Here is a 23,740-nt window from a genome sequence, read left to right as displayed (position 1 = left end):
GGCCGGTCTCCGGTCAGCTCGCTTCGCCGCCCAGCTGGATTCGCTGGACGTCACCGCTTTCGGTGCCCGCGAACACCGCCGGGTTCTGGCCGGCTGATACCGCGAGCGCAGTGATGGGCTGAGTCGAGGCGATGGTGCAGGTGGATCCCGTCTCCGGGTCGATGCGCACCAGGCGCCCGGTCGCGGTGGCGACGTAGAGCTGTCCGGCGGGGCCGAGTACCAGATCGTCGGGCAGCGCGGGCGGCATCAGCGGTCCTGGTGACAGATCGGCGACCACCGTCGACTGGGCGGGGTCGGCGATCGGGACCCGCAGGACGCGGCCCGTCGGGCTGGTCAGCAGGGTTACGTACAGGGCGTCATCGTGTACCGCGATGCCGTTGAGGCCGGCGTCCTGCGGTGCTGCGGAGGTCCATTCGGTGTCGACGGTGCCGTCGGGGCGGATGCGCATGATGCCGCCGCCGGTGTCGGTGACGTACAGGTATCCGTCGGCGTCGAAGGCTGCGCCGTTGGCCATGCCGATCCGGTCGACGAAAACCTCCGGCACCGGGTTCTCGGCATCGGGATCGAAGCGGACCACGCCGCCGGTGCGCAGCAGGGTGCTGGTGGTGATGTTGCCGAAGTTCACATACAGCAGGCCGTCCGGGCCGAGGCGCACCGCGCCCGGTGCGGTGACGGGGACGCTCGCTGTGAGGTTGCCTGCGGTGTCGTAGCGTTCCACCACATTGCGGAAGACCCGGGAGACCCAGAGATTGCCCGCGGCGTCGAAGCCGAGGTTTTCCGACCAGTCGAGCAGCGGCACCGTGGTGGCCACGGCGGTGGAAACCATGGCGGGCGGACACGGTGTCGGCGCGGCCGTAGCGGGCGCCGGACCAAGCAACGCTGCCCCTACCGCGACGAAGGCGGCGGCCGATCCGGCGAGGAAGCGTCGTCCGAGCGGTCGGCGGCGCGGAAAACGGTGTCCCGGTTGCGCGTTCGGCAAGGCAATCCTGTCTTCGAAGTGATGAACCCGAATCAGCGGGATCGTAGGATGCCGGGCAACGCCCCCGCAAGCCCGTGGCAAGAGGAAATCCGCCATCGCGAAGTTCGCGGAAAGGTTGCCGCAGCGGCTGTTCGGGGTTGGTTCAGAGCACGGCTTGGGTCTGGGTCACCTTCGCGACGAGTGTCTCGGCGTCGTCGTGGATTTCGGTTTCCACCACAACGAAACGGCGCCCGGAATGCAGCGGGGTGCTGGTGGCGATGGCGTAGCCGGACCGGATACCGCGCAGGAAATTCGACTTCGATTCCACCGTGGTGGTGCCGTGGGCGCCTTCGGGCAGATTCAGGAAGGCGCACACGGCGGCGGTAGCGTCGGCCAGCGACATCAATACCCCACCGTGCAGCACACCGCCCAGCGTGCACAAGCTTTCGTCCCAGGCGAGCCTGCTGCGCACCAGCGCGGGGCCGTGTTCGAGCGCTTCGATACCGAGCCGCGCGGCGAACGGCATGGACCGGTGGAACAACTCGGTACCCGTCTCATCGATCATGAGACGAGTCTGCCCGATGATCAGCCGAGCCGGGCCACCACCGAACGCGGCAGCCGCGGCAGGACCGGAGCGAGCAGCCGCCACGGCACGACAGGAACGCAGGCACGCGGCTTTTCCTTCTCGATCGCGGTAACCATCGCCGCGACACCCTTGTCCAGCGGCGCCACCATACGAGCATCACCCGCTGTAGCCGACATGTCGGTGGCGATGAAGCCCGGCAGCAGCGTGGTGACCGCGATCGGCGAGTGCACCAGTTCGGCGGCGAGCGCGTCCCCGAGCGTGGCCAGCCCGGCCTTGCTCGCCGAATAGGCGGCTTTGCTGCCGGGCAGGCCGCGCACGGCGCTCATCGACGAGACGAGCACCAGATGCCCGTCGCGCTGCTCTCGGAAGATTTCCATGGCCGCTTCGGCCTGCGCCAGGGCACTGACGAAATTCGTGGTTGCCGTCGCGAGATTCGCCCTGGCGCGGCCGGTCCCGAGCGGGGTGCCCTTGCCGATTCCCGCATTGACGATCACCCGGTCCAGCCCGCCGAGTTCGTCGCGCAACTCGGTGAACACCCGGGGGACGGCAGCGTGATCGTCGACGTCGAGAGCCCGCACGGCGACGGTGATCTCGGGGTGGGCCGAGGTCAGCTCCGCGCGCAACTGCTCGAGCAGTTCCCGTCTGCGGGCGCACAGCGCCAGGCCTCGGCCGCGGGCGGCGAAGGCGCGCGCCATACCCGCCCCGAGCCCGGAGCTGGCGCCGGTGATCAGAATTCTGCTGCGCGTCATTCCTCGACCATAGCGACTGTTGAACGTTGGTCAGTAGATCTGCGGTCAGCCGCCGAAGGAACCGCTGGGCGGTGGTGGGGGCAGCAGCCGCCACGGGCCGCAGTTCTTGGTGGTGAATGCGGCATCGGTGGGTTTGATCGTCACCCGGATCGTGCGCTGGCGGGTGTAGTTGTTGGCGATGACATACCGCATGTCGGTGTTGTCGCCCTCCACTTTCCGCAGTCGCCGCCAATCACAGCCGTGCGCGGGATCAGGAGTACCCGGCGCTTCCCAGACGCCCGGCTGGATATCGACGCCGACCAGATAGACACCGTCGTGTGGCATGACATCGGCGGGTTGGGCTGCCGCGATACCGCCGCCCGACATAATCGTCGCCGACATCATGGCGGCTCCGATGACCAGCGAGCCTGCACGCATGCGATTACTCCTCGGATATTGCTCATATAGATACGGGAAACTCCCGCACTTACCTGCGCACGTCTACCAGAACACCGTGACAAAGGCAGGCGATTCGTAAAACTCTGTCGAAACCACAATTGATATCGCCGAGGTGATGTCACTCACGCGTGCACCCGCGATATCCGAGGTATGGAAGGTCTGAAAGTTCTCAGCCCACACCGGTGCGCTCATGAATCCACTTGCGCTACCCGCTGCGCCAAGTTGTGCACCGATGACGGAATCGCCGCGGTACTGGCCGAGGACCGTGCCCTGCTGCATTGGAAAGCGATGCATGCGCTGGGCGATCAGGGTCTTGCCGAGCAGGCGGTGCAGGAGACCTTGTTGCGGGCGTGGCGCGCGTGCAGCCGGTTCGACGAACGCAAGGGAAGCGTGCGCACGTGGCTGCTGGCCATCGAGCGCAACGTCATGATCGATATCGCGCGATCTCGTGCCGCGCGTCCCGGTGATACGGGCTGGGATGACGTCCATGAGATCGGGGATGCCAGGTATTCGCTGCCCGATTTCGCCGACGGGCTGGTCGACGGTCTGCTGGTGGCCCAGCTGCTGGACCGGCTGCCCGCACCGCAACGCGCTGCCGTGGTCGAGGTGATCCTGCACGATCGGGCATATCACGAGGTGGCACAGGAGTTCGGTGTGCCGGTCGGCACTGTCAAGACCCGGGTGCATTACGCGCTGCGGTCGCTGCGGGAGCTGCCCCGCGGGGCATAAAACTGCTGTCACACTTCGGTAACAAAAGTTGCCAGGCGATTGCTTCTGTGGCAAGAGTGAACCACTGAGTTTCGTGTTACTAGTGGGGCACTAGTGGAAGGAGGGGCGTCTCGTCCCGGGACGCCAACCGCACATGAAGCCGAAAATCGTCACAACCGGAATCTGCGTCGCCGCCAGCGCGGCGATCACCATGACGCTCACCGGTGTCACCGCCCCCGCCGCCCCCCTGGCGCCGGATATGGGCACCAAACTGGCCGGGAAGACCATCTTCCTGGATCCGGGGCATCAGGGGTCGAACCATACGCAGGAACTGTCCCGCCAGGTCAGCGACGGGCGCGGCGGAACCAAGGACTGCCAGACCACCGGTATGACCACGGTCAACGGCGTGGCCGAGCACACCATCAACTGGAAAGTCTCCCAGCTGGTCAAGACCGCGCTGGAAAGCCTGGGCGCGCGTGTCGTGCTCAGCCGCTCGGATGACAGCGGCTGGGGCGGATGTATCGACGAACGGGCGCAGGCGGCCAACGAATCCGGCGCGGCGGTGGCGGTCAGCATCCACGCCGACGGTTCGGCCGCCGCGCACCAGGGTTTCCACCTGATCGTTCCGGAATTACCTGTCCCCGACGCCGCCGCGAACATCGCGCAATCCACGGGGGGCCGTGCCGCCTCCGAAGCGGTTCGCGACGCTTACCTTGCCGCGGGATTCCCACCGGCGAACTACGCGGGCGTGGTGAACGGCCTGCAGACGCGCTCCGATATCGCCGGGCCCGCGCTGACCCGGGTGCCGAATGTGTTCGTCGAGATGGGCAACGGCGCCAACCGCGAGGACGCCGCCCTGCTGGAAAGCCCCGGTGGTCAGCTCGAACACGCTCTCGCGATCACCACCGGCGTGGTCGGATATCTGCTCGGCGTCCCGCCCGCTGTCGGCTCCCAGGCGACAGTGTCGGTGGGCGGATCCCCGGCGAGCAAGCCGGCGAACGAGCGGCCGTTCCGCGTCGATACCGATCCCGACTCCCTCGACCTGCCCGGTACCACGCCGCGCACGACGGAGCCCGGTTCCCCGACGGGCAGCTCCAGCGGGATCGTCGCCGCGGTGACGAAACTGCTGATACCGCTCGCCGCCGCACTCGGCATGGACCGGACCGCGATCACCACGGAACTGATCAACCTCGCCTACACGCTGGCGGGCATCCTGTTCGCCCCCACCGACTGACACCTCCTCCGCCGAAACCACCCGGGCGCCGCGCGGGTGGTTTCGGCATGGTTCACCCCGCTCTGCGGCGGGTCAGTAGCGTGGCGGGGTGGCTGAGCGGATTCCTGTGGTGATCGTGGCCGGGTTCCTCGGATCGGGGAAGACGACACTGCTCAATCATCTGCTGCGCGATAATCGCGGGACGCGGATCGGGGTGGTCGTCAACGATTTCGGCGCGATCAATATCGACTCCATGCTGGTGGCCGGGCAGGTCGACGCCATGGTCTCGCTCGGTAACGGCTGCGTTTGCTGCGCGGTCGACGTGACCGAACTCGACGCGCTGTTCACCACGTTGGCCCAGCCGCGAGCCCGGATCGATGTGATCGTGGTGGAGGCCAGCGGGCTCGCCGAACCGCGCAACCTGATCCGCATGGTCGTCGGCAGCGACAATCCGCGCATCCGCTACGGCGGCCTGGTCGAGGTGGTCGACGCCGAACAGTTCCCCGCATCCCGGGAACGACACCCCGAACTCGCCACCCATCTGCAGCTGGCGGACTTGGTGGTGGTCAACAAGGCCGATCGGGTCACCGAACCGGAACTGGCCCGGCTGCGGCACGAGATCGCCTCCCTCGCCGGTCCCGCACCGGTCTACACCACCACGCACGGACGAATCGAGCCCGGCCTGCTGTTCGACCAGGCCGTGCGCCGGGTCGATATCGGCGAACAACTGAGCTTCGACGAACTGCTCGACGACCACGACCAGCACATCGGAGGCCATCGTCACCTGCACGACGACTACACCAGTGTGTCGTTCCGCAGCGAGAAGGCATTGGACCCGCGCCGGTTCATCGACTTCCTGCAGGATCCGCCCGCGGGCTTGTTCCGCGCCAAAGGTGTCGTCGCGTTCGCTGTCGCGGGCGAGGACCGGAAATTCACCGTGCATCTGGTCGGCCGCCATATCATCGCCGAGCCGGGGCCCTGGGACCGCGACGCGAACCGGGCAGGCGAATTCGTGCTGATCGGTACGCATCTGGACACCGACGCCGTACTCGAGCGGCTCCGCCGGACCGTGCACCGTGGACCCGAACCCCTCGATCCGCAGACGATGCTCGCCGTGTGGCGCTACGACCCTGCCTCGGCCGGGACGGCAGGGGAGGCGACCGAGGCCGCAGCAGAGCCGGCAGACGACCCGGGCAGCGCCTGGTTTGCCGACCTCTCGGAAGCCTGACGCTACCGCATCGATGTAGCGGACAGTTCCGCTCGTTCGAGGGCGAGTGCCTTAAGACTCGGCGCATTCGTTACGACCGCATTCGTTATGACACTGCCGCGTTGGGTGCTGGTCTATTCGCCGGTTGGGTAGAACGATAGAACCGACTGGAACCGAGAGAACACCGGCCGGTGCACATTGCGGACGAGTGCACGCGGCATGCCGGGCGACACAGGCGCTACAGGTGTCTGCTCGTGATCGATCGTCATATCGTTGCGCGACAGACGGGAGAGTTCCGTGACCGAAACCATGCAGAGCGCTACCGATTACGTGATCGCCGCGCTGGAAGCCAAGGGGACCGCCACCCGCCACGACTTCGACATCCCGGCCATCGTGGCCGAAACCCACGCCGTCGCCGACACCTGGGATTTCCGCTCGGTCGAAAGCGACACGTTCTGGCAGATCGCCGCCCGTTTCCTGAAATAGCCCGATCAGCCGCAGGCGTTGACCCATTCGGACATGCCGTCGGCGAACAGTTGACGTTTCCAGATCGGCACCTCGTGTTTGATGCGATCCACCAGCTGGGCGCACGCATCGAACGCTTCGGCCCGGTGCGGGGCGGCCACCGCGGCGACGATCGCGAGATCCCCGACCACCAGGCCGCCGGTTCGGTGCACAGCCGCCACCGGCAGCCCGGTCGCCTCCGCCACCTCCGCGCAGCAACGGCGCAGGAACCGCTCGGCCTCCGGATGGGCCGAATACTCCAGTGCCGTGACCGCCTGTCCGCCGTCGTGGTCGCGGACCACACCGGTGAACACCACCACCGCGCCGTAACGCGGACCGGCTACCGCCCGATCCACCTCGGCCGCGTCCAGCGGCTGATCGCTCATCCGGGCCAGCCGCACCGCGGCGCCCGATGCGGAAACACCGTCAGGTGTGGTCATGGTCGCCGCCTCCAGCCGTTTGCGCGAGCAGATGTTCGAGCAGCGGCTCGAGCACCGCGATACCGTCTTTCACTCCGCCGGGCGAGCCCGGCAGGTTCACGATCACCGTGCGGCCGGCCAGCCCCGCGACCCCACGACTGAGCGCGGCCAGCGGGAACTTCTCGGCGCCGCGTCTGCGGATCTCCTCGGCCACACCGGGCAGTTCCCGGTCCAGCACAGCCAGAGTCGCTTCGGGCGTGTGGTCGGTGGGCGATGCGCCCGTGCCACCGGTGGTGATCACCAGCGTGGGCCCGGAAGCGAGAGCCTCGGTCAGACCGGCCGCGATATCCGCGTCGGCGTAGACCAGCGGGCCGCGCACCGTGAAATCGAGACCGGTCAGCCACTCGGTGAGCCGGGGACCGGTGGTGTCATCTCTGGTACCCGCCGCTGCCCGAGTGGAAGCGACGAGCACGACTGCTGCTCGGCTGGTGGGGGACGCACCGGTGCGGTCGCGCTTCGAGGGGGAAACATCCTTCGCCACTGTGCTGCCGCCGGACTTCGGGCTGTCGCTGTGCTCCGATGCAGTGTGCGCCTGTTCTGCTGAGGTTCGGTCGTTCTGCGTTGCACCGCTCACGGGCGCGGCGGAGGGGACTGCACCCGTGTCCGCTGGTTCGGGGGCCGATTCGGTCATCGTGCCTGCGGCGATGTTCCCTGATTCTTGCTCCTCCCGGGGACGGGACCAAAACCCGTGTTTTCCACCTTCTTTGGTGAGCAGCCTGACTCCGTCGATGGTGGCCGCCGGGTCGACCGCTTTGACCATATCGTGCAGGGTGAGACCGGCGACGGCGACCGCAGTGAGCGCTTCCATCTCCACACCGGTGGGGCCCGTGGTTTTCGCGGTCGCCTCGATGGTGATCGTGTCCGCGGTGAACCCGAACTCGACCCGCACCGACGACAGCGCCAGCTGATGGCACAGCGGGATGAGTTCGGAGGTTTTCTTCGCACCGGATATGCCAGCGATCCGGGCCGTGGAGAGCACATCGGCCTTGGGCATATCGTCGGCACGCACCAGCGCCACCACTTCCGCGGTGGTGCGCAGTTCGCCCGCGGCGACAGCGACCCGGGTGGTGTCGGGTTTGGCGCTCACGTCCACCATGCGGGCGCGCCCGTCCGAGTCCACATGCGACAACTCGCTCACAGTGACCACACTCGCACAGTCGCGCCCTCAGCCAGCTCGGTGACCTCGGCGGGGATATCGATCAGCACATCGGCGGCGGCCATGCTCGCGATCAGATGCGAACCAGGACCGGCCACCACCTCCACCGATTCCGGCAGCCCGGCAGCATGGACCAGCCGCCCGCGCAGGAACTGGCGGCGGCCGCCGGGGGAGCGGACCGTCTCGCGCAGCGGCACCTCGAACACCGCTACCGCAGGCAGCCCGGACAGCCGCCGCAGGATCGGGCGCGCGAACACCTCGAACGACACCATTGTGCTGACCGGGTTCCCGGGGAAGCTCAGCACCGGTACACCGTTGACCACGGTCAGCCCCTGCGGCCCGCCCGGCTGCACCGCCACCGGGCCGAACCAGCCGCCCAACGGTGCCAGCGCCTCCTTGACCACCTCGAAATCGCCTTTGGACACGCCGCCGGAGGTGAACACCAGATCCGCCGATTCCGTAGCCGCCGTCAGCAGCCGCCGGAACACCACCGGATCGTCGGCGCTGTGCTCGACACCGGTGACCTCGACCCCGTTCGCGATCAGCGCCGCGGCCAGCGCGATACCGTTGGAGTCGTAGATCTGCCCTGGTCGCAGGGCGTTACCGGCCGAGACCAGTTCGTCCCCTGTGGTGATGATCGCCGCCTGGATCGGCTGGAACACCCGCACGGTCGGCAGCCCCACCGCTGCCAGCGCCGCGATATGGCGCGGGGCCAGCGTGATCCCGGCAGGCACCAGCGGTGCGCCCGCGCGCACATCGGTGCCCGGCTCACGCACGAAATCCCCACGGTGCCGGGACTGTTCGATGACGACGGCCCCACCCTCGGTCCGGGTGTCCTCCACCGGGACCACGCAGTCCGCTCCTTCCGGCAGCGGCGCGCCGGTCATCACCTTGCGCGCGGTGCCGGGTGCAAGCGGTTCACGTCCCGGATCGCCCGCTGCGATCGTTCCGGAGAGCGGCAGCGTCACCGGGGTGTCCGCCACATCCTCGGCGCGCACCGCGTAGCCGTCCATCGCGGAATTACGGAACACCGGGAGGTCGATCAGCGCGGCCACATCATCGGCGGTCTGCCTGCCCAGCGCCGCGGGAACGGGCACGGATTCCACCGGACGCGCGGCGAGTGGACGCAGCAGTTGTTCGATACTGTCGCGGTACTCGTCCACGGACCGGACCGATGCGGTGGCGGGCCGGGAGCTCATGCGCTCAGCCTAACGGGCATGGGTCGTCCCGATGGGCATGCACGAGCGCTCACCTGACCGCCGCGAGCCGGTGACCCAGCCTTCCAGCTGGCCTGCGGTGAAACTCCGAAACCAACTCGCGCGGGCTGGGGCTCCCTCGCTTCGGGGAGGGGAGGAAGTCAGAATGGAGGGGTGACGCTGGTCGATATGGGGCTCCCCACCGTGCGGTCCGGCCTCCCCTCGCTCGAGGGAAGGCCGGAAACACCGCTGCTGGTGGACCGATTCGGGCGTACCGCGCGCGACCTGCGTGTCTCCATTACCGAGAAGTGCTCGCTGCGCTGCACCTACTGCATGCCCGAGGAGGGTCTGCCCGCGATTCCGCGCGACGAACTGCTGACCGTCGACGAGATAGTCCGGCTGGTCGCGTTGGCGGTGCGCGAACTCGGTATCCATGAGGTCCGGTTCACCGGTGGGGAGCCGTTGATGCGCCGCGATCTGGAACGCATCATCGCAGGCTGCCATGAGCAGGTCCCGCACACCCCGCTCGCGATGACCACCAACGGGATCGGTCTGCAGCATCGAGCGCGCGGACTGGTCGATGCCGGCCTGAGCCGGGTGAACGTTTCGCTGGACACCGTGGACCGAGCCGGTTTCGCCGAGCTCACCCGCCGCGACCGCCTCGACTCCACTCTGTCCGGTATCCGCGCCGCGAACCGGGCCGGGCTGGCCCCGGTGAAAGTGAACGCGGTGCTGATGCGCCAGACCCTGGCCGGAGCCCCGGATCTGCTGCGCTGGTGCCTGAACGAAGGCTGCGAACTGCGGTTCATCGAGGAAATGCCGCTCGACGCCGATCACGAATGGGCGCGCGCGAACATGGTGACCGCCGCGGAACTGCTCGACGTGCTCGGCAGGCACTACGACCTGACCGCGATCGGCCGCTCCGACCCCGCGGCGCCCGCGGAGAAATGGCTGGTCGACGGCGGCCCCGCGACCGTCGGCATTATCGCGACGGTGACCAGGAAGTTCTGCGACAGCTGCGACCGCACCCGCCTCACTGCCGACGGTATGCTGCGTTCGTGCCTGTTCAGTGATCAGGAATTCGATATGCGGCAGGCTTTACGGTCCGGCGCCGCCGACGCCGAGTTGGCGCGGATCTGGCGCGGCGCGATGTGGAACAAGTGGGCAGGCCACGGTATCGACGCCGCCGGTTTCGTCCCACCCGAACGCACGATGGGAGCCATAGGTGGTTGAGATCCGTTATTTCGCCGCCATCGCCGACGCCGTCGGCAAGGACGCCGAAGCCCTCGACCTGCCGCCCGGCGCCACCGTCGCCGACCTGCGCACCACCCTCGCCGGCGCCTACGGCCCCGACCTGGACAAGATGCTCACCGTGTGCGCCTACCTGATCGGCGACGAACTCACCCGTGACCCGTCCTCGCTGTTGGGCCGCCGAGTGGACGTGCTGCCGCCCTTCGCAGGCGGCTGACCCAGCGGTTGTCTCCGCCGCGCGAAAAAATCGAAGTCGGCTCTTGCGCATGTAGAGATCCCGCGGCCCCGTTCGTCGTCCTCATAGCCGAGGGGTGTCCGCCCCCGGGCGAAGTGAGAAAGGATGACGATATGCACTACCTGGTGACCCTGGTGGATCGGGAAGACGGTTCGGTCGAGCAGCCGGGCACGGCCGAGTTCGAGGCCGAGGTGGCGAGGTTCGCCGAATTCGAGCAACGTGCCGGTGCGGCGGTCGCGGGCGGTGCCGCGCTGTATCCCTCCGACACTGCGCTCACCGTTCGGCGCGCCGACGGACGCATGCTGGTGTCGGACGGCCCGTTCGCCGAGCAGGCAGAAGTGGTCGGCGGGTTCTATGTCTTCGACGCCGCCGATCTCGACGCCGCGATCGAACTGGCCAGGCAGCTGCCCACCGTCGAGGGCGGCGCTGTCGAGGTGCGGCCCATGGTGATGTGGTCGGGGCATGCCGATCCGGGGCCTGACTGGTGGCTGGCCCTGCTGTGGGAGGCGCCCGACGCGGTGATCGAACCGGGCACAGACGCATGGGATGAGGCGGTGGCCGAGCATCAGCGCTTCGGCGAGAAGTACGCCGAAGCGATCCGCGGCGGCGGGGCCCTGCACCCGCCGGTGGCCGCGACGACGGTGCGGGTGCGCGACGGGAAGTTGTTGCTCACCGATGGCCCGTATCCGGAGTTCGCCGAGGTCGTCGACGGCCTCTATCTGTTCACCGCTCCGGACCGGGCGGCCGCCGCCGAGATCGCCGCGCAGATTCCGCTCGGCGAGCGCGGATACACCGAGGTGCGCCCGATTGTGGCCATGGTGGAGTGAGTGTGGCGGGCCCGGACGAGACTATCGACGCTGTTTACCGCGCCGAGTTCGGCCGGGCCCTGGCCACCGTCGCGCGGATGATGGGCGATATCGGGGCCGCTGAGGACGCGGTGCAAGACGCCTTCGCCGACGCGTTACGCACCTGGCCCGTGCATGGTTTCCCCGACAATCCGGGGGCATGGATCACCACCGCCGCCCGTAATCGGGCCCTGGACCGGCTGCGGCGTGAGACCACTCGCCTCGATCGGGAGCACGAGGCCATGCGCGCACTGCCACCGAACGAGCTGGAGCAGGTGACACCGGTGCCCGACGACCAGTTGTGTTTGATCTTCACCTGCTGTCATCCTGCGCTGTCGGCCGAGTCGCGGGTCGCATTGACGCTGCGCCTGGTCTGTGGGCTGCGCACCGCCGAGATCGCGCGTGCCTTCCTGCAACCGGAACACACTGTCGCCCAACGCTTGACGCGTGTGAAGGCGAAGATCCGGCAGGCCGCCATCCCGCTGCGTGTGCCGCCCGCGCATCTGTTGCCCGAGCGTGTGCCCGGCGTGCTGGCCTGCGTCTACCTGGTTTTCACCGAGGGCTACTCCGCCACCTCGGGGTCATCGGCGGTACGAGACGAGTTGTGTGATGAAGCGATACGGCTCGGTGGGCTGCTGTGTGAGCTGCTGCCCGAGGAACCCGAGGCCCGAGCGCTGCTGGCGCTCATGCTCTTGCACGACAGCCGCCGCGGGCAACGTCGCGACGCCGACGGCCGAGTAGTGCCACTCGAGGAACAGGACCGCTCCCGGTGGGATCGGGACACCATCGCCGTGGGGCTGCGCTTGCTCGCCGAGGTCGCCGCGGGCAGCGGTCCCTATCTCGCTCAGGCGCGGATCGCCGCCGCTCACGCGAGCGCGCCGGACTGGGCGTCGACGGACTGGGCGAGCGTAGTGGCGGGTTACGACGAAATGCTCGGCTTCACCGATTCCCCAGCAGCCCAGGTGAACCGGGCGGTCGCGCTCGGTTTCCTGCACGGGTTCGATGTCGGTCTGGCTGCGCTCGACGAGATCGCCGGTCACCCCCGACTGGCGCACACCCACATGGTTGCTGCCACCCGCGCCGATCTGCTCCGCCGTGCGGGCCGCCCGCGCGAGGCCGTCGAGCACTATCGGGCCGCGCTGGAGCACGCAGGCAATGAGCAGGCCCGTGGCTTCCTCACCCGGCGGTTGCGGGAGGTCGAGGACGCCTCCTGCCGACTACCGGAATAGACCGGTCGCTCAGCGCCACCAGGTGTCGAGCGGGGTGACGGGGACGGTGCGCTTGTGCCGGGTTTTCCGGTAGGTCGATTCGATGCGTTCGGCGACTTCGGCGGTGACTTCTTTGCCTTCGAGGTAGTCGTCGATCTCGGCGTAGCGTAAGCCGAGAGCTTCTTCGTCGGGGAGGGCGGGGCGGTCGTCTTCCAAATCGGCGGTGGGAATCTTGGACCAGGTGCTCGCGGGGGCACCGAGTTCCTGCAGCAGCGCTGCGCCCTGGCGTTTGGTGAGACCGCTGAGCGGGGTGAGGTCGACGCCGCCATCACCGTATTTGGTGAAGAATCCGGTGACTGCTTCTGCGGCGTGGTCGGTGCCGACGACGAGTAGCTCGTCTTGGCCCGCGATGGCGTACTGGATGACCATGCGTTCGCGGGCTTTGATGTTGCCGCGCACGAAATCGCGCAGTGTGTCCACCTGCAGCGCGGAAGCCACCTCGGCGGCGACCGCGTTGGCGCTGGGGCGGACGTTGACTACCACCGACCGGTCCGGTGCGATGAACCGCATCGCGATTCTGGCGTCGGCTTCGTCGGACTGCACCCCGTAGGGGAGCCGTACCGCGACGAAGGTGGCGTCGACGCCGTCGGCGCGTAGCTCCTCGGCGGCGAGTTGGCACAGCCGCCCGGCCAGGGTGCTGTCTTGGCCGCCGCTGATTCCGAGCACGAAACCTGTTGCGGGGGTGGTGCGTAGATAGTCCTTCAGGAAGTCGACTCGGCGGCGCACCTCGGTCTTCGGTTCGATGCTGGGTCGCACGCCCAGTTCGGTGATGATCTGTTCACGCAGGTTCCCCATGTCCGGTCACTCTACTGGCGGGCGGGCCTACGACGCGGCGGACGATCGCTTCCCAGTTGTCCCCGATCTGTTCGCGGGTGTATCCGAGCGTTCGGAGTTGATGTAGTACCAGTGAGGCGGAGAGAGTGGCCAGTAGCGCGTCGGCGAGCAGCGGTATGTCGCCGGGCGTGTTCGCGGCGCGCAGCAGCATCGACACGTGAGTTTTGATGACGTGGTACGGCGACATGGAATAGCGTTCATCGGGGGAGCCCATCTCGGCGGCGCGGTACAGTTCGCCTTCGACCTCGATATCGAGTAGGCGTGCCCGTCCGTAGGCGACCAGCCGTTCGACCGGCGGCGCGCCCGGCCCCAGCGGCGGGGGCCCGAAGATGAACGCTTCTTGGGCCTTGTGCTCGGAGTGATCGAGCAGCGCGAGCATGAGCCCGGTGCGGTTGCCGAACCGGCGGAACACGGTTCCTTTGCCGACGCCGGCGCGTTTTGCGAGCTCGTCCATAGTCAGACCATCGACACCGTGCTCGCGGACCAGTTGCTGGGCGGCGTCGAGCAGCAGTTGCCGGTTGCGTGCGGCGTCGGCGCGTTCGGTGGGTTCGTCGACGCCGGGCAGGGGCGGCCCGCATCCATGCGAGGGACGGATGACGGGGCCGCTGGATGCTGTGCGGGCATCGTCGGCAGGGCGCATCGGCTGAGTGTTGTAGCTCACAGAGCTCACGTGTACTCCGGGGAATGTAATCGGACTATGGTCCGGTTATCAGGGGGTGAAGGAAATGCCACTATCAGTACACCAGGAGTCGTCATGAGCCAGACCCGTATCCTTGCCCTCGTCGGTAGCCTGCGCGCCGGCTCGGTCAACCGGCAACTCGCCGAAGCGGCCGTGCAGATCGCCCCGGAAGGTGTGGAGATCGCCATCCATGAAGGAATCGGCGATATTCCTTTCTACAACGAGGACATCGACGTACCGGGTTCGGTTCCGGCTACCGCGCAGGCACTGCGTGACGCCGTGGCCGAGGTCGATGGCCTGCTGCTGCTCACCCCCGAATACAACGGCACCCTGCCCGCCGCGCTGAAGAATGCGATCGACTGGCTCTCGCGTCCCTACGGTACGGGCGCGATCGTGGCGAAGCCCGTCGCCGTCGTCAGCGCATCGATAAGCGGAAACGCCGCGAAGTGGGCGCACGGCGACGCGGTCAAGGCGGTCGGTATCGCGGGCGGCAAGGTCGTCGAAACGGCTCATCTGCATTTCGCGACCATCGGTCAGCGGTTCGCTGCGACGCGCCCGGTCGAGGACGCCGAGGCGCTGCGCGATCTCGGCGCCACCGTGCACGAGCTGACCGAGGCTGTACGCGCCCAGGTCGGCTCTGTCTGATCCTGCCGCGCACCCGACGAGGCCGCCCCGTCCGATGGACGGGGCGGCCTCGTCGCTTCGGTGCCCCTGGGTTTGCTGGAAGGGAGCTGTGGTGCAAAATTGTGATCTGGGCCACGGCCGTAGCGGGTTGCGAATCGACTGTCCTGCTACTTACCTGCCTGGAATTTCATCTTTGTGACTCGCAACATCTCGTGTTGGTCGAAACTGTCGGCCACTAGGTGTAGTGTCTTCGATACCGAAGACGGCCAGCGAGCATCGCCTCGCGCCGCGTCGGTAGGACCGGCCCGAGCAGGGGATTTCGGGCCAGCTCCAAGAGTTTGCGCAGCAACGTTGGATCGTGCTGGCGCAAGGCACTGCATACGGATCACCGGCTGTGGATCAGGCATAGGAGAGAGGGACACCCATTGACTGTCACCGTGTACACCAAGCCCGCTTGCGTCCAGTGCAATGCCACCTACAAGGCCCTCGACAAGGCCGGGGTGGAGTACCAGGTGGTCGACATCTCCCAGAACGACGAGGCGCGTGACTATGTGATGGCGCTCGGCTACCTGCAGGCGCCGGTCGTCGTTGCCGGAGACGTCCACTGGTCCGGTTTCCGGCCCGATCGCATCAAGTCGCTCACCGTCGCGGCGGCCTGAGCTCGCACACACCATTGTTCCGATGAGCCAGGGGAGGTGGGCATGGCAGCCGAGCCGGTATCCGGCACGACGGCGCTGGTCTACTTCTCCAGCGCCTCGGAGAACACGCATCGTTTCGTCGAGAAGCTGGGACTCCCGGCGACTCGGATACCACTGCACACCGCGGACTCGCTGCGGGTAGACGAACCGTACGTGCTGATCGTCCCCACCTACGGGGGCGGTCGGCACGTTCTCGGTTCCCAGCGATCCGATAAGGAATTCGTCCCGCGCCAAGTCGCCAAGTTCCTCAACGACCCGCACAACCGCGCCCTGCTGCGCGGGGTCATCGCCGCAGGTAACACGAACTTCGGCGACACCTTCTGTTATGCGGGCGAGGTGATCTCCCGCAAATGCGGTGTGCCCTACCTGTACCGCTTCGAACTCATGGGAACCGCCGAGGACGTCGAACGCGTCCGAGAGGGATTGGGATTGTTTTGGCAGCAACAACGACAGCGCCGAGCGGAAAAACGGCTCGCTTAGAGCAGCCGGCCCCGCGACCGGCCGACGGCGAGGTACTGGACTACCACGCGCTCAACGCGATGCTGAACCTGTACGGCCCGGACGGGGAGATCCAGTTCGACAAGGACCGCGAGGCCGCGCGCCAGTACTTCCTACAGCACGTCAACCAGAACACGGTCTTCTTCCACAACCTGGACGAAAAACTCGACTACCTGGTCGAAGAGAACTACTACGAGTCCGAGGTCCTCGACCGGTACAGCCGCGCGTTCATCAAGCAACTGTTCCAGCGGGCGTACGCGAAGAAGTTCCGGTTCCCCACCTTCCTCGGTGCGTTCAAGTACTACACCTCGTACACGCTCAAAACCTTCGACGGCAAGCGTTACCTGGAACGGTTCGAAGACCGCGTGTGTATGGTCGCGCTGACCCTGGCCGCCGGTGACGAGGTGCTGGCGAGTCAGCTCGTCGACGAGATCATCGACGGCCGTTTCCAGCCAGCCACCCCCACGTTCCTCAACTCAGGTAAGAAGCAGCGCGGCGAGCCCGTGTCCTGTTTCCTGCTGCGCATCGAAGACAATATGGAGTCCATCGGGCGCTCCATCAACTCCGCGCTGCAGCTGTCCAAACGCGGCGGCGGTGTCGCATTGCTGCTCACCAACATCCGTGAGCACGGTGCGCCGATCAAGAAGATCGAGAACCAATCCTCCGGTGTCATCCCGATCATGAAGCTGCTGGAGGACTCGTTCTCCTACGCCAACCAGCTCGGCGCGCGGCAAGGCGCGGGCGCGGTGTACCTGCACGCGCACCACCCCGATATCTATCGGTTCCTCGACACCAAACGGGAGAACGCGGACGAGAAGATCCGCATCAAAACGCTCTCGCTGGGCGTGGTGATCCCCGACATCACCTTCGAGCTGGCGAAGAAGAACGAGGACATGTACCTGTTCTCGCCGTATGACGTCGAGCGTATCTACGGCAAACCGTTCGCCGATATCGATGTCAGCGACAAGTACTACGAGATGGTGGACGACAAGCGGATCCGCAAGTCGAAGATCAAGGCGCGCGAGTTCTTCCAGACCATCGCCGAATTGCAGTTCGAATCCGGTTATCCGTACGTCATGTTCGAGGACACGGTGAACCGGGCCAACCCCATCGCGGGCAAGATCACCCACTCCAACCTGTGCTCGGAGATCCTGCAGGTCTCCACGGCGTCGGAGTTCAACGACGATCTGTCCTACAAGAAGGTCGGCAAGGACATCTCCTGCAACCTCGGTTCGCTCAACATCGCCAAGACGATGGACTCACCGGATTTCGCCCAGACGATCGAGGTGGCGATCCGGGCGTTGACCGCGGTGTCGGACCAGACCCACATCTATTCGGTGCCGTCGATCGAACAGGGCAACAACTCCTCGCACGCCATCGGACTCGGGCAGATGAACCTGCACGGCTATCTGGCGCGGGAGCGGATCCACTACGGGTCCGAGGAGGGCATCGACTTCACCAATATCTACTTCTACACCGTCGTCTACCATGCGCTGCGCGCCTCGAACCTGCTCGCGAAGGAACGCGGCAGCTACTTCGGTGGCTTCCCGGAATCGAAGTACGCCTCCGGTGAGTACTTCGACAAGTACACCGATCAGGTGTGGGAGCCGAAAACCGATCGGGTGCGTCAGCTGTTCGCCGATGCCGGGGTGCGCATCCCCACCCAACAGGACTGGCGTGAGCTGAAAGCCTCCGTCCAGGAATACGGTATCTACAACCAGAACCTGCAGGCCGTGCCGCCGACCGGCTCGATCTCCTATATCAACCACTCCACCAGCTCCATTCACCCGGTGGCGTCGAAGATCGAGATCCGCAAAGAGGGCAAGATCGGGCGCGTCTACTACCCGGCGCCCTATATGACCAACGACAACCTGGACTACTACTCCGACGCCTACGAAATCGGTTACGAGAAGATCATCGACACCTATGCCGCTGCCACCCAGCACGTGGACCAGGGCCTGTCGTTGACGCTGTTCTTCAAAGACACCGCCACCACCCGCGATCTCAACAGGGCACAGATCTACGCCTGGCGCAAGGGGATCAAAACCCTCTACTACATCCGGTTGCGCCAGATGGCTCTGGAGGGAACCGAAGTCGAAGGTTGCGTGAGCTGCATGCTGTAAGCGACCACAGCCGATGTCGTATCCGGATCAGCGGCGTCGCGGTAGGGAGTGGGTCATCCCGTCTCCTACACCGCGGCGCCGCGGCCGTATATACGTATATAACTGCCTGGCATGGCGCGGATTGGTACCGCACCTGTTCCTGTTCGGTGAGCGTGGTTGCGGACACGCCCGGCGGGCGAAACGCCGTGTGACCTAGTCGCCAATGCGAAAATCTTTAGTTTTGGATGTATGGTGCACACTAATGCGTTGATATGACGATCGGCGGCATAATCCGTGCCGCGACCCAGAGCAGGCCCGGCGCGAGGAAACGCGGCGGCGAGCGAGAAGGAGGTGGTGTTGCGATGCGCAGCGAACCTCCTAGTCGAAGGCCGCGCGGCGCCGCCCCCACGCGTTCCCGATAGCAGGCTTCTTCGGCGACAGCGGTGTGGGCGAGCGCCCGCGGTGTGACGTCTTACCTGTCGTTTCACTCGCTACCCGACGCTGTGCCGAGGACCTCCCATGACGCAGACCGAACTGATCGAAGCGCGCGCTGCGCAGCCCGAATCGCTGACGCTGTCCGAATCCCTGCAGGACGTCGTCGAACGCCACCGCGTCGACGCCGCCCTACGGTGGCTGGAAAATCACCCGCCGCATGTCATCGCCGACGAGCTCGCGCGGATGGACGCCGTGGCAGCCGGGGTCGCTTTCCGCTTGCTGGACAAAGATCTGGCGCTGGCCGTTTTCGAGGAACTCGAACCCGTCGACCAGCAGCAGATCCTGCAGGGACTGCGGGAGAAAAGCTTCCGTGAACTCGTCGAGGGCATGGCCCCCGACGACCGCGCCCGCATGCTGCGCGAAGCTCCGGCCAAGGTGGCGAAGAAGGCGCTTGCTGGGCTGAGCCCTCGCGAACGGCGGATGACCGCCGCGCTGCTCGGCTACCCGGAGGGCTCGGTCGGCCGGTATATGACGCCGGAAGTCGTCGCGTTGCCGAGCAACCTGACCGTCGCCGAGGCACTGCGCGCGGTGCGTGCCAAGGGCGGCAAGGCCGAAACCGTGTACACGCTGCCGGTGGTCGACTGCGGACGCAGGCTGCTCGGCATCGTGGAACTGCGGGAATTGGTGCTCAGCGACCTCGACAGCATGGTCGCCGACCTCGTCGTCACCGAACCCATCTTCGTGCGCGCCACCGATTCGGCGGAAAAAGCCGCCCGGCTGATGCGCGAAACCAACGACATCAACCTGCCGGTCGTCGACAGCGAGAACCGGCTCGTCGGCCTGCTCACCATCGATGACGCCGTCGAAGTCATCGAGGCAGCCGACAGCGAGGATGTCGCCAAACAGGCCGGTTCGGCACCGTGGACCGGTCACTATATGGCGGCCGGGGTATTCCAGCTCGCTCGCTACCGGGCGCTGTGGCTGCTGCTGTTGCTGGTTGCCGCGACCCTCACCGTCAGCGTCACCGGTTATTTCGAAACCACTCTGGAACAGGCCGCCCAGCTGGCCTTGTTCATCCCGCTGCTCATCGGCGCGGGCGGTAACGCGGGCGCGCAGGCGGCCACCGCCTGTGTCCGCGCGGTCGCGGTCGGTGAGGTGCGCGGCGGCGACCTGTTCAAGGTGATCTGGCGGGAATGCCGGGTCGGTCTCGTCCTCGGCGCCATGCTCGCGGTGGTGGGCGTGATCATCGGCGGTCTGTTCGTCGGTCCCCGTATCGCGATGGTTGTCGGCGTGACACTGATCCTGATCTGCGCCTGGGCCGCCACCATCGGCGGCACCATGCCCCTGCTCGCCAAGCGCCTGCGCATCGACCCGGCCGTGGTCTCGGCCCCCATGGTCACCACCTTGGTCGACGCCACCGGCCTGATCATCTACTTCACAACCGCGAAACTGGTCCTCGGTATCTGAGCAGACAAAACCTGAGCCCGGCAGCGGAGCCGAATCCGCGTGCCGGGCTCAGTGGTGTTGTCTCAGAACTCCCAGTCCTCGTCCTCGGTGTTGACCGCTTTGCCGATGACGTAGCTGGAGCCGGAGCCGGAGAAGAAGTCGTGGTTTTCATCGGCGTTGGGGGACAGGGCCGAGAGGATGGCGGGGTTGACTTCGGTTTCGTCCTTGGGGAACAGGCCCTCGTAGCCGAGGTTCATCAGGGCCTTGTTGGCGTTGTAGCGCAGGAACTTCTTGACGTCTTCGGTGAGACCGACCTCGTCGTAGAGATCCTGGGTGTAGTCGACCTCGTTGTCGTAGAGCTCGAGCAGCAGCTCGAAGGTGTAGTTCTTGAGGTCGTCGCGTTCGGCCTGGGTGACCTGCTCGAGGCCCTTCTGGTACTTGTAGCCGATGTAGTAGCCGTGCACGGCCTCGTCGCGGATGATCAGGCGGATCATATCGGCGGTGTTGGTCAGCTTGGCGCGTGAGGACCAGTGCATCGGCAGGTAGAAGCCGGAGTAGAACAGGAAGCTCTCCAACAGGGTGGAGGCCACCTTGCGTTTGAGCGGTTCGTCGCCACGGTAGTAGTCGAGCACGATCTCGGCTTTGCGCTGCAGGTTGCGGTTTTCCTCCGACCAGCGAAACGCATCGTCGATCTCCCGAGTGGAGCACAGCGTGGAGAAGATGGAACTGTAGCTCTTGGCGTGCACCGATTCCATGAACGCGATATTGGTGAGCACCGCTTCTTCATGCGGGGTGAGCGCGTCGGGAATGAGGCTGACCGCGCCGACGGTGCCCTGAATGGTGTCGAGCAGGGTCAGACCGGTGAACACCCGCATGGTCAGCTGTTTCTCGTCGGCGGTGAGAGTGTTCCACGAGGGGATGTCATTGGACACCGGCACCTTCTCCGGCAACCAGAAGTTGCCGGTCAACCGGTCCCAGACCTCGGCGTCCTTCTCGTCGGGCACCCGATTCCAGTTGATGGCCGACACCCGATCGATCAGTTTCATGCTGCTTCCACACCTCTCCAGCGCTGTCGTCACCGAACGCCTACATATAGGATCTTAGACACTACCCCTTGTGGGTAGATGTCCTGTGCAACACAAGATTTTGTGTCGGGGCGGTATTCGGCACCGATGTCGGGTGTTCCGGAATCCGCCGCTCGCGGGTCCATTGTGCGTTACTCGGCCGTGGCTTGGCCCGCCGGGGTTGGGCGGTCTTACGGGGTCGTAGCTGAACGATTGCCGAAAGGGCTACGGGGTCGGCGCCGTGGGGCAGTACCGATTCCGGTCGCATCGACGCGGACGGGTGCCGAAGAACCTCGTCGGCGAGCAGTGCGTGACGTCAATCGCCGGAGCGCTGCTCGTCGGCGTCGCCGGAGTCCCCGCGTTCTCCACCGTGGTCGCTTTCGGCGGTGTCTGCTCCGGTCGAGTTCTCGTCCTCGCCGGGCTCCGCATCACTGCCAGAGGTGTTCCCGAACTGGGAGTAGGCGATGCCCATGGCCATCCCGATCCCCATACCGGAACCGATACCGATCGCGAGGTTGTCGAAAACGGTGAGGCCGAGGGCGCTGCCGAGGGCAACGCCGAAACACATGCCGACCGGAATGGCCGCTTCCAGTGACAGGCGATTGTTGTTGTCGGGCATATCGCAGGACCATACCGCCGGGTCCGTTCTAGTGGCCCGGCGGTATCCGGGACAGTCTCATCGCCTACTTGCGCGGCGATAGCCGATGGCGGCCGGGATGGCGAACAGCACGATCGCGCCGGCCGACCACAGCACGGTCAGGGTGAGCGGCCACGCCACCGGGCCTGCGTAGGCGAGACCGCGCATAGCATCGACAGCCACCGACAGGGGCTGGTTGCGCACCACAGGCTGGACCCACTGCGGGTAGGCGGCCAGCGGCACGAAGCCGGTGCTGAAGAACATCATCAGCGAGGTGAGGATGGTGATGCCCTCCACAAGGGTTGCTTTGGCGGTGAACACGGCGACGGCGGTGACGATGGTGGCGAACGCCAGACCGAACAGCACCGGCACGCCAAGGAACACCAGCGCGGCGAGTACGCCCTGGTGGAAACGGAACCCGAGCAGATAGCCGATCGCGACGATGGTGACGGTGCCCACGAGGATCCGGCAGCCCTCCGCGAGGATACGAGCGGCCAGGCCGGAGGCACGGTGCACGGGAAGTACCCAGAAGCGGGCAAGCAGGCCCGCGTCGCGTTCGCGGCCGAGCAGCACCCCGCTCGCGACCGCACCGGACAGGGCGCCGACGACGCACACCATCGGGACCGACCCGTAGAGCGCGTCGTCGCCGGTGAACCTGCGGATCTGTCCGCCGATCACGGTCTCCAGCATCACCAGCAGCAGCCACGGGATGATCAGCGTTTCCAGCAGGGTGACCGGGTTACGGACCCAGCGCAGCAGCAGCCGCTGAGTCTGGATCAGCGTATGCCGCGCCAGCCCGGACACAGACCGCTCGGTACCGGTCCGGCCGTCGATGAGCGGGGCCGCGAGCACCATCATGCCCTCCTCTTGCCGAGCCGGATCGATAGCGGAACACAGAGCGCGAGGACGGCGATCGCCCAGGCCAGCGGCGGCCCCAGCAACGACCAGCTGATCTGACCCGCGTTGGGGTAGGCATCGCCCGCGAGTGCGCGCAACGCGATGACGAACTGCGAGACCGGCTGGTTGCGCACGAACGGCTGCACCCATTCCGGGAACTGGTGGGCGGGGGCGATCCCGGTGGAGAGCATGCCGAAGATCAGCGGCGGCAGTACCAGCGCCTGTGTGGTGGCTTCTGGGCTGCGGGACACGGTGCCGATCACATCCGCACCCAGGGTCAACGCTATTCCGACGAGCAGGGAGAACGCGAGGAATCCGAGGGTGTGCCAGGGACCGAGGTAGAACCGGAACCCGATCACATGACCGCAGACCAGCGCGGATGCCAGCGCGATCAGCAGCCGGAACACATTGCCGGACATTCGCGCCGCCGCGGGCACCAGCGGACCGATCGGCATGGCACCGAAGCGCCGATTCAGCCCGGCGACAGCGTCGGATGCGGCCCGGAACGCGGCCGAGATTGCGGTGAACGCCGCCGCCTGCAGGATGACCAGCGGCATCATGAACTGGGCGTAGCTGCTGAAACCGGTGCCTGCGAAGGTCATGATCGTTTTCAGCGGAATATAGAAGCTGGCGGTGAACGTGGCGGGCGCCAGCACCGAGGTCAGCACCTCGCCGGTTTTCACCGACGGGATGATCAACCGGGTGGTGAGCACCCACCACTGTTGCGGGCGCAGCGGCGCGGCCCTGGTGTAGGTCATCCAGGTCGCGGCGGTCATGAGCCGACCCCGGCTACCGCGGACTGCTCCTCCTGCTCCTCGGTGGCCAGATGGCCGGTGAGCTGGAGGAACACATCGTCGAGCGACGGCCGCCGCAGTGCGATATCGACCAGCTCCACACCGGCGCTGTCGAGCCGCCGCAACGCCTCGGCGAGGGTTTTCGCTCCTTCGGGGGCGGGGATGGCGACCCGATCCGATTCGGGGGTGAGCGTAATCCGGTAGTCGCCGGGCAGCAGGGGACCGAGCGCGGCGGCGAT

26 protein-coding genes and 1 pseudogene are annotated in these 23,740 nt (G+C 66.4%); 13 read left to right on the top strand and 14 right to left on the bottom strand.

The features are described from left to right. Window positions 1-13 precede the first annotated feature (13 nt). The 4 genes from B0T44_RS22450 to B0T44_RS22435 form a co-directional block, all read right to left on the bottom strand. Window positions 14-826 (bottom strand): SMP-30/gluconolactonase/LRE family protein, encoded by an 813-nt coding sequence (locus B0T44_RS22450; RefSeq protein ID WP_081512537.1) that lies wholly within the window; start codon window positions 824-826, stop codon window positions 14-16. Between the two features lie 295 nt (window positions 827-1,121). Next, window positions 1,122-1,523 carry a PaaI family thioesterase gene (locus B0T44_RS22445; RefSeq protein WP_077115742.1) on the bottom strand — a complete coding sequence of 134 codons (402 nt, stop codon included), beginning with the start codon at window positions 1,521-1,523 and terminating at the stop codon, window positions 1,122-1,124. Window positions 1,524-1,543: 20 nt separating this feature from the next. Beyond that, a complete protein-coding gene (locus tag B0T44_RS22440; RefSeq protein WP_077115743.1) occupies window positions 1,544-2,293 on the bottom strand; it encodes an SDR family oxidoreductase in 750 nt (249 codons plus the stop codon). Between the two features lie 45 nt (window positions 2,294-2,338). Then, on the bottom strand, window positions 2,339-2,710 hold the full coding sequence (locus B0T44_RS22435; RefSeq protein ID WP_077115744.1) for an Rv1352/Rv1906c domain-containing protein: 372 nt from the start codon (window positions 2,708-2,710) through the stop codon (window positions 2,339-2,341). Between the two features lie 243 nt (window positions 2,711-2,953). On the opposite strand from B0T44_RS22435, the gene B0T44_RS22430 reads away from it, so the two are divergent. The 4 genes from B0T44_RS22430 to B0T44_RS22415 all read left to right on the top strand — a co-directional run bounded on the left by B0T44_RS22430 (window position 2,954) and on the right by B0T44_RS22415 (window position 6,345). Further along, complete coding sequence (locus tag B0T44_RS22430; RefSeq protein WP_077115745.1) at window positions 2,954-3,460, top strand: sigma-70 family RNA polymerase sigma factor; 507 nt, start codon at window positions 2,954-2,956, stop codon at window positions 3,458-3,460. A gap of 133 nt (window positions 3,461-3,593) precedes the next feature. After that, window positions 3,594-4,673, top strand: coding sequence for an N-acetylmuramoyl-L-alanine amidase (locus B0T44_RS22425; RefSeq protein WP_077115746.1), 1,080 nt, complete (start codon window positions 3,594-3,596; stop codon window positions 4,671-4,673). 88 nt (window positions 4,674-4,761) lie between these two features. After that, complete coding sequence (locus B0T44_RS22420) at window positions 4,762-5,880, top strand: CobW family GTP-binding protein (protein WP_077115747.1); 1,119 nt, start codon at window positions 4,762-4,764, stop codon at window positions 5,878-5,880. Between the two features lie 276 nt (window positions 5,881-6,156). Next, window positions 6,157-6,345 carry a hypothetical protein gene (locus B0T44_RS22415; protein WP_077115748.1) on the top strand — a complete coding sequence of 63 codons (189 nt, stop codon included), beginning with the start codon at window positions 6,157-6,159 and terminating at the stop codon, window positions 6,343-6,345. 5 nt (window positions 6,346-6,350) lie between these two features. Here B0T44_RS22415 and B0T44_RS22410 read toward each other — a convergent pair whose 3' ends face one another. From B0T44_RS22410 to B0T44_RS22400, 3 genes are read right to left on the bottom strand one after another with little or no spacing between them, the layout of a single operon-like run. Further along, entirely contained in the window at window positions 6,351-6,803 is a 453-nt protein-coding gene (locus tag B0T44_RS22410; RefSeq protein WP_077115749.1) for a molybdenum cofactor biosynthesis protein MoaE, read from the bottom strand. Then, window positions 6,790-7,980, bottom strand: coding sequence for a bifunctional molybdenum cofactor biosynthesis protein MoaC/MoaB (gene moaCB, locus B0T44_RS22405; RefSeq protein WP_077115906.1), 1,191 nt, complete (start codon window positions 7,978-7,980; stop codon window positions 6,790-6,792). Before moaCB ends, B0T44_RS22410 begins: the two co-directional genes overlap by 14 nt. Continuing rightward, window positions 7,977-9,197: a molybdopterin molybdotransferase MoeA gene (locus tag B0T44_RS22400; protein ID WP_077115750.1), complete on the bottom strand. Its 1,221-nt coding sequence runs from the start codon at window positions 9,195-9,197 to the stop codon at window positions 7,977-7,979. The genes moaCB and B0T44_RS22400 overlap by 4 nt, the downstream gene beginning before the upstream one ends. 171 nt (window positions 9,198-9,368) lie before the next feature. On the opposite strand from B0T44_RS22400, the gene moaA reads away from it, so the two are divergent. The 4 genes from moaA to B0T44_RS22380 all read left to right on the top strand — a co-directional run bounded on the left by moaA (window position 9,369) and on the right by B0T44_RS22380 (window position 12,754). Further along, window positions 9,369-10,427, top strand: coding sequence for a GTP 3',8-cyclase MoaA (moaA, locus tag B0T44_RS22395; RefSeq protein ID WP_245839269.1), 1,059 nt, complete (start codon window positions 9,369-9,371; stop codon window positions 10,425-10,427). After that, a complete protein-coding gene (locus B0T44_RS22390) occupies window positions 10,420-10,662 on the top strand; it encodes a MoaD/ThiS family protein (protein WP_077115751.1) in 243 nt (80 codons plus the stop codon). Before moaA ends, B0T44_RS22390 begins: the two co-directional genes overlap by 8 nt. 131 nt (window positions 10,663-10,793) lie before the next feature. Continuing rightward, window positions 10,794-11,507, top strand: a complete 714-nt coding sequence (locus B0T44_RS22385; protein WP_077115752.1) for a YciI family protein — start codon at window positions 10,794-10,796, stop codon at window positions 11,505-11,507. 2 nt (window positions 11,508-11,509) lie between these two features. Continuing rightward, window positions 11,510-12,754, top strand: coding sequence for an RNA polymerase sigma factor (locus B0T44_RS22380; protein ID WP_077115753.1), 1,245 nt, complete (start codon window positions 11,510-11,512; stop codon window positions 12,752-12,754). 9 nt (window positions 12,755-12,763) lie between these two features. Here the strand turns inward: B0T44_RS22380 and nadE are convergent, their stop codons facing one another. Next, window positions 12,764-13,588: an NAD(+) synthase gene (gene nadE / locus B0T44_RS22375; protein WP_077115754.1), complete on the bottom strand. Its 825-nt coding sequence runs from the start codon at window positions 13,586-13,588 to the stop codon at window positions 12,764-12,766. Continuing rightward, complete coding sequence (locus B0T44_RS22370; RefSeq protein WP_245839271.1) at window positions 13,572-14,297, bottom strand: TetR/AcrR family transcriptional regulator; 726 nt, start codon at window positions 14,295-14,297, stop codon at window positions 13,572-13,574. The genes nadE and B0T44_RS22370 overlap by 17 nt, the downstream gene beginning before the upstream one ends. Before the next feature lie 84 nt (window positions 14,298-14,381). Between B0T44_RS22370 and B0T44_RS22365 the strand changes: the two genes are divergently transcribed. The 5 genes from B0T44_RS22365 (at window position 14,382) to mgtE (ending at window position 20,130) form a co-directional block, all read left to right on the top strand. After that, window positions 14,382-14,951 (top strand): NAD(P)H-dependent oxidoreductase, encoded by a 570-nt coding sequence (locus B0T44_RS22365; protein WP_077115755.1) that lies wholly within the window; start codon window positions 14,382-14,384, stop codon window positions 14,949-14,951. A gap of 404 nt (window positions 14,952-15,355) precedes the next feature. Then, window positions 15,356-15,589 (top strand): glutaredoxin-like protein NrdH, encoded by a 234-nt coding sequence (gene nrdH / locus B0T44_RS22360; RefSeq protein WP_077115756.1) that lies wholly within the window; start codon window positions 15,356-15,358, stop codon window positions 15,587-15,589. A gap of 42 nt (window positions 15,590-15,631) precedes the next feature. After that, window positions 15,632-16,108: a class Ib ribonucleoside-diphosphate reductase assembly flavoprotein NrdI gene (gene nrdI, locus B0T44_RS22355; RefSeq protein WP_077115757.1), complete on the top strand. Its 477-nt coding sequence runs from the start codon at window positions 15,632-15,634 to the stop codon at window positions 16,106-16,108. Between the two features lie 59 nt (window positions 16,109-16,167). Continuing rightward, the gene (nrdE, locus tag B0T44_RS22350; protein ID WP_245839304.1) at window positions 16,168-18,249 is read left to right on the top strand and encodes a class 1b ribonucleoside-diphosphate reductase subunit alpha; all 2,082 of its coding nucleotides are present in this window, start codon (window positions 16,168-16,170) and stop codon (window positions 18,247-18,249) included. Between the two features lie 498 nt (window positions 18,250-18,747). Next, the gene (gene mgtE / locus B0T44_RS22345) at window positions 18,748-20,130 is read left to right on the top strand and encodes a magnesium transporter (RefSeq protein ID WP_077115759.1); all 1,383 of its coding nucleotides are present in this window, start codon (window positions 18,748-18,750) and stop codon (window positions 20,128-20,130) included. Between the two features lie 62 nt (window positions 20,131-20,192). On the opposite strand, the gene nrdF is transcribed toward mgtE, so the two are convergent. From nrdF to B0T44_RS22320, 5 genes and pseudogenes are all read right to left on the bottom strand, one after another. Further along, a complete protein-coding gene (gene nrdF, locus B0T44_RS22340) occupies window positions 20,193-21,155 on the bottom strand; it encodes a class 1b ribonucleoside-diphosphate reductase subunit beta (RefSeq protein ID WP_077115760.1) in 963 nt (320 codons plus the stop codon). Between the two features lie 334 nt (window positions 21,156-21,489). Next, entirely contained in the window at window positions 21,490-21,792 is a 303-nt protein-coding gene (locus B0T44_RS27310) for a hypothetical protein (protein WP_077115761.1), read from the bottom strand. Window positions 21,793-21,849: 57 nt separating this feature from the next. Then, complete coding sequence (locus tag B0T44_RS22330) at window positions 21,850-22,668, bottom strand: ABC transporter permease (RefSeq protein ID WP_081512535.1); 819 nt, start codon at window positions 22,666-22,668, stop codon at window positions 21,850-21,852. Continuing rightward, window positions 22,665-23,483, bottom strand: coding sequence for an ABC-2 transporter permease (locus tag B0T44_RS22325; protein ID WP_077115762.1), 819 nt, complete (start codon window positions 23,481-23,483; stop codon window positions 22,665-22,667). The genes B0T44_RS22330 and B0T44_RS22325 overlap by 4 nt, the downstream gene beginning before the upstream one ends. Beyond that, window positions 23,480-23,740: pseudogene (locus B0T44_RS22320) on the bottom strand (DUF4162 domain-containing protein); the annotation flags it as partial. The gene B0T44_RS22325 and the pseudogene B0T44_RS22320, both read right to left, overlap by 4 nt.

It is taken from the genome of Nocardia donostiensis (assembly GCF_002081715.1).
Taxonomy (GTDB): Bacteria; Actinomycetota; Actinomycetes; order Mycobacteriales; family Mycobacteriaceae; genus Nocardia; species Nocardia donostiensis.
This window is presented reverse-complemented; position numbering and strand designations above follow the sequence as displayed.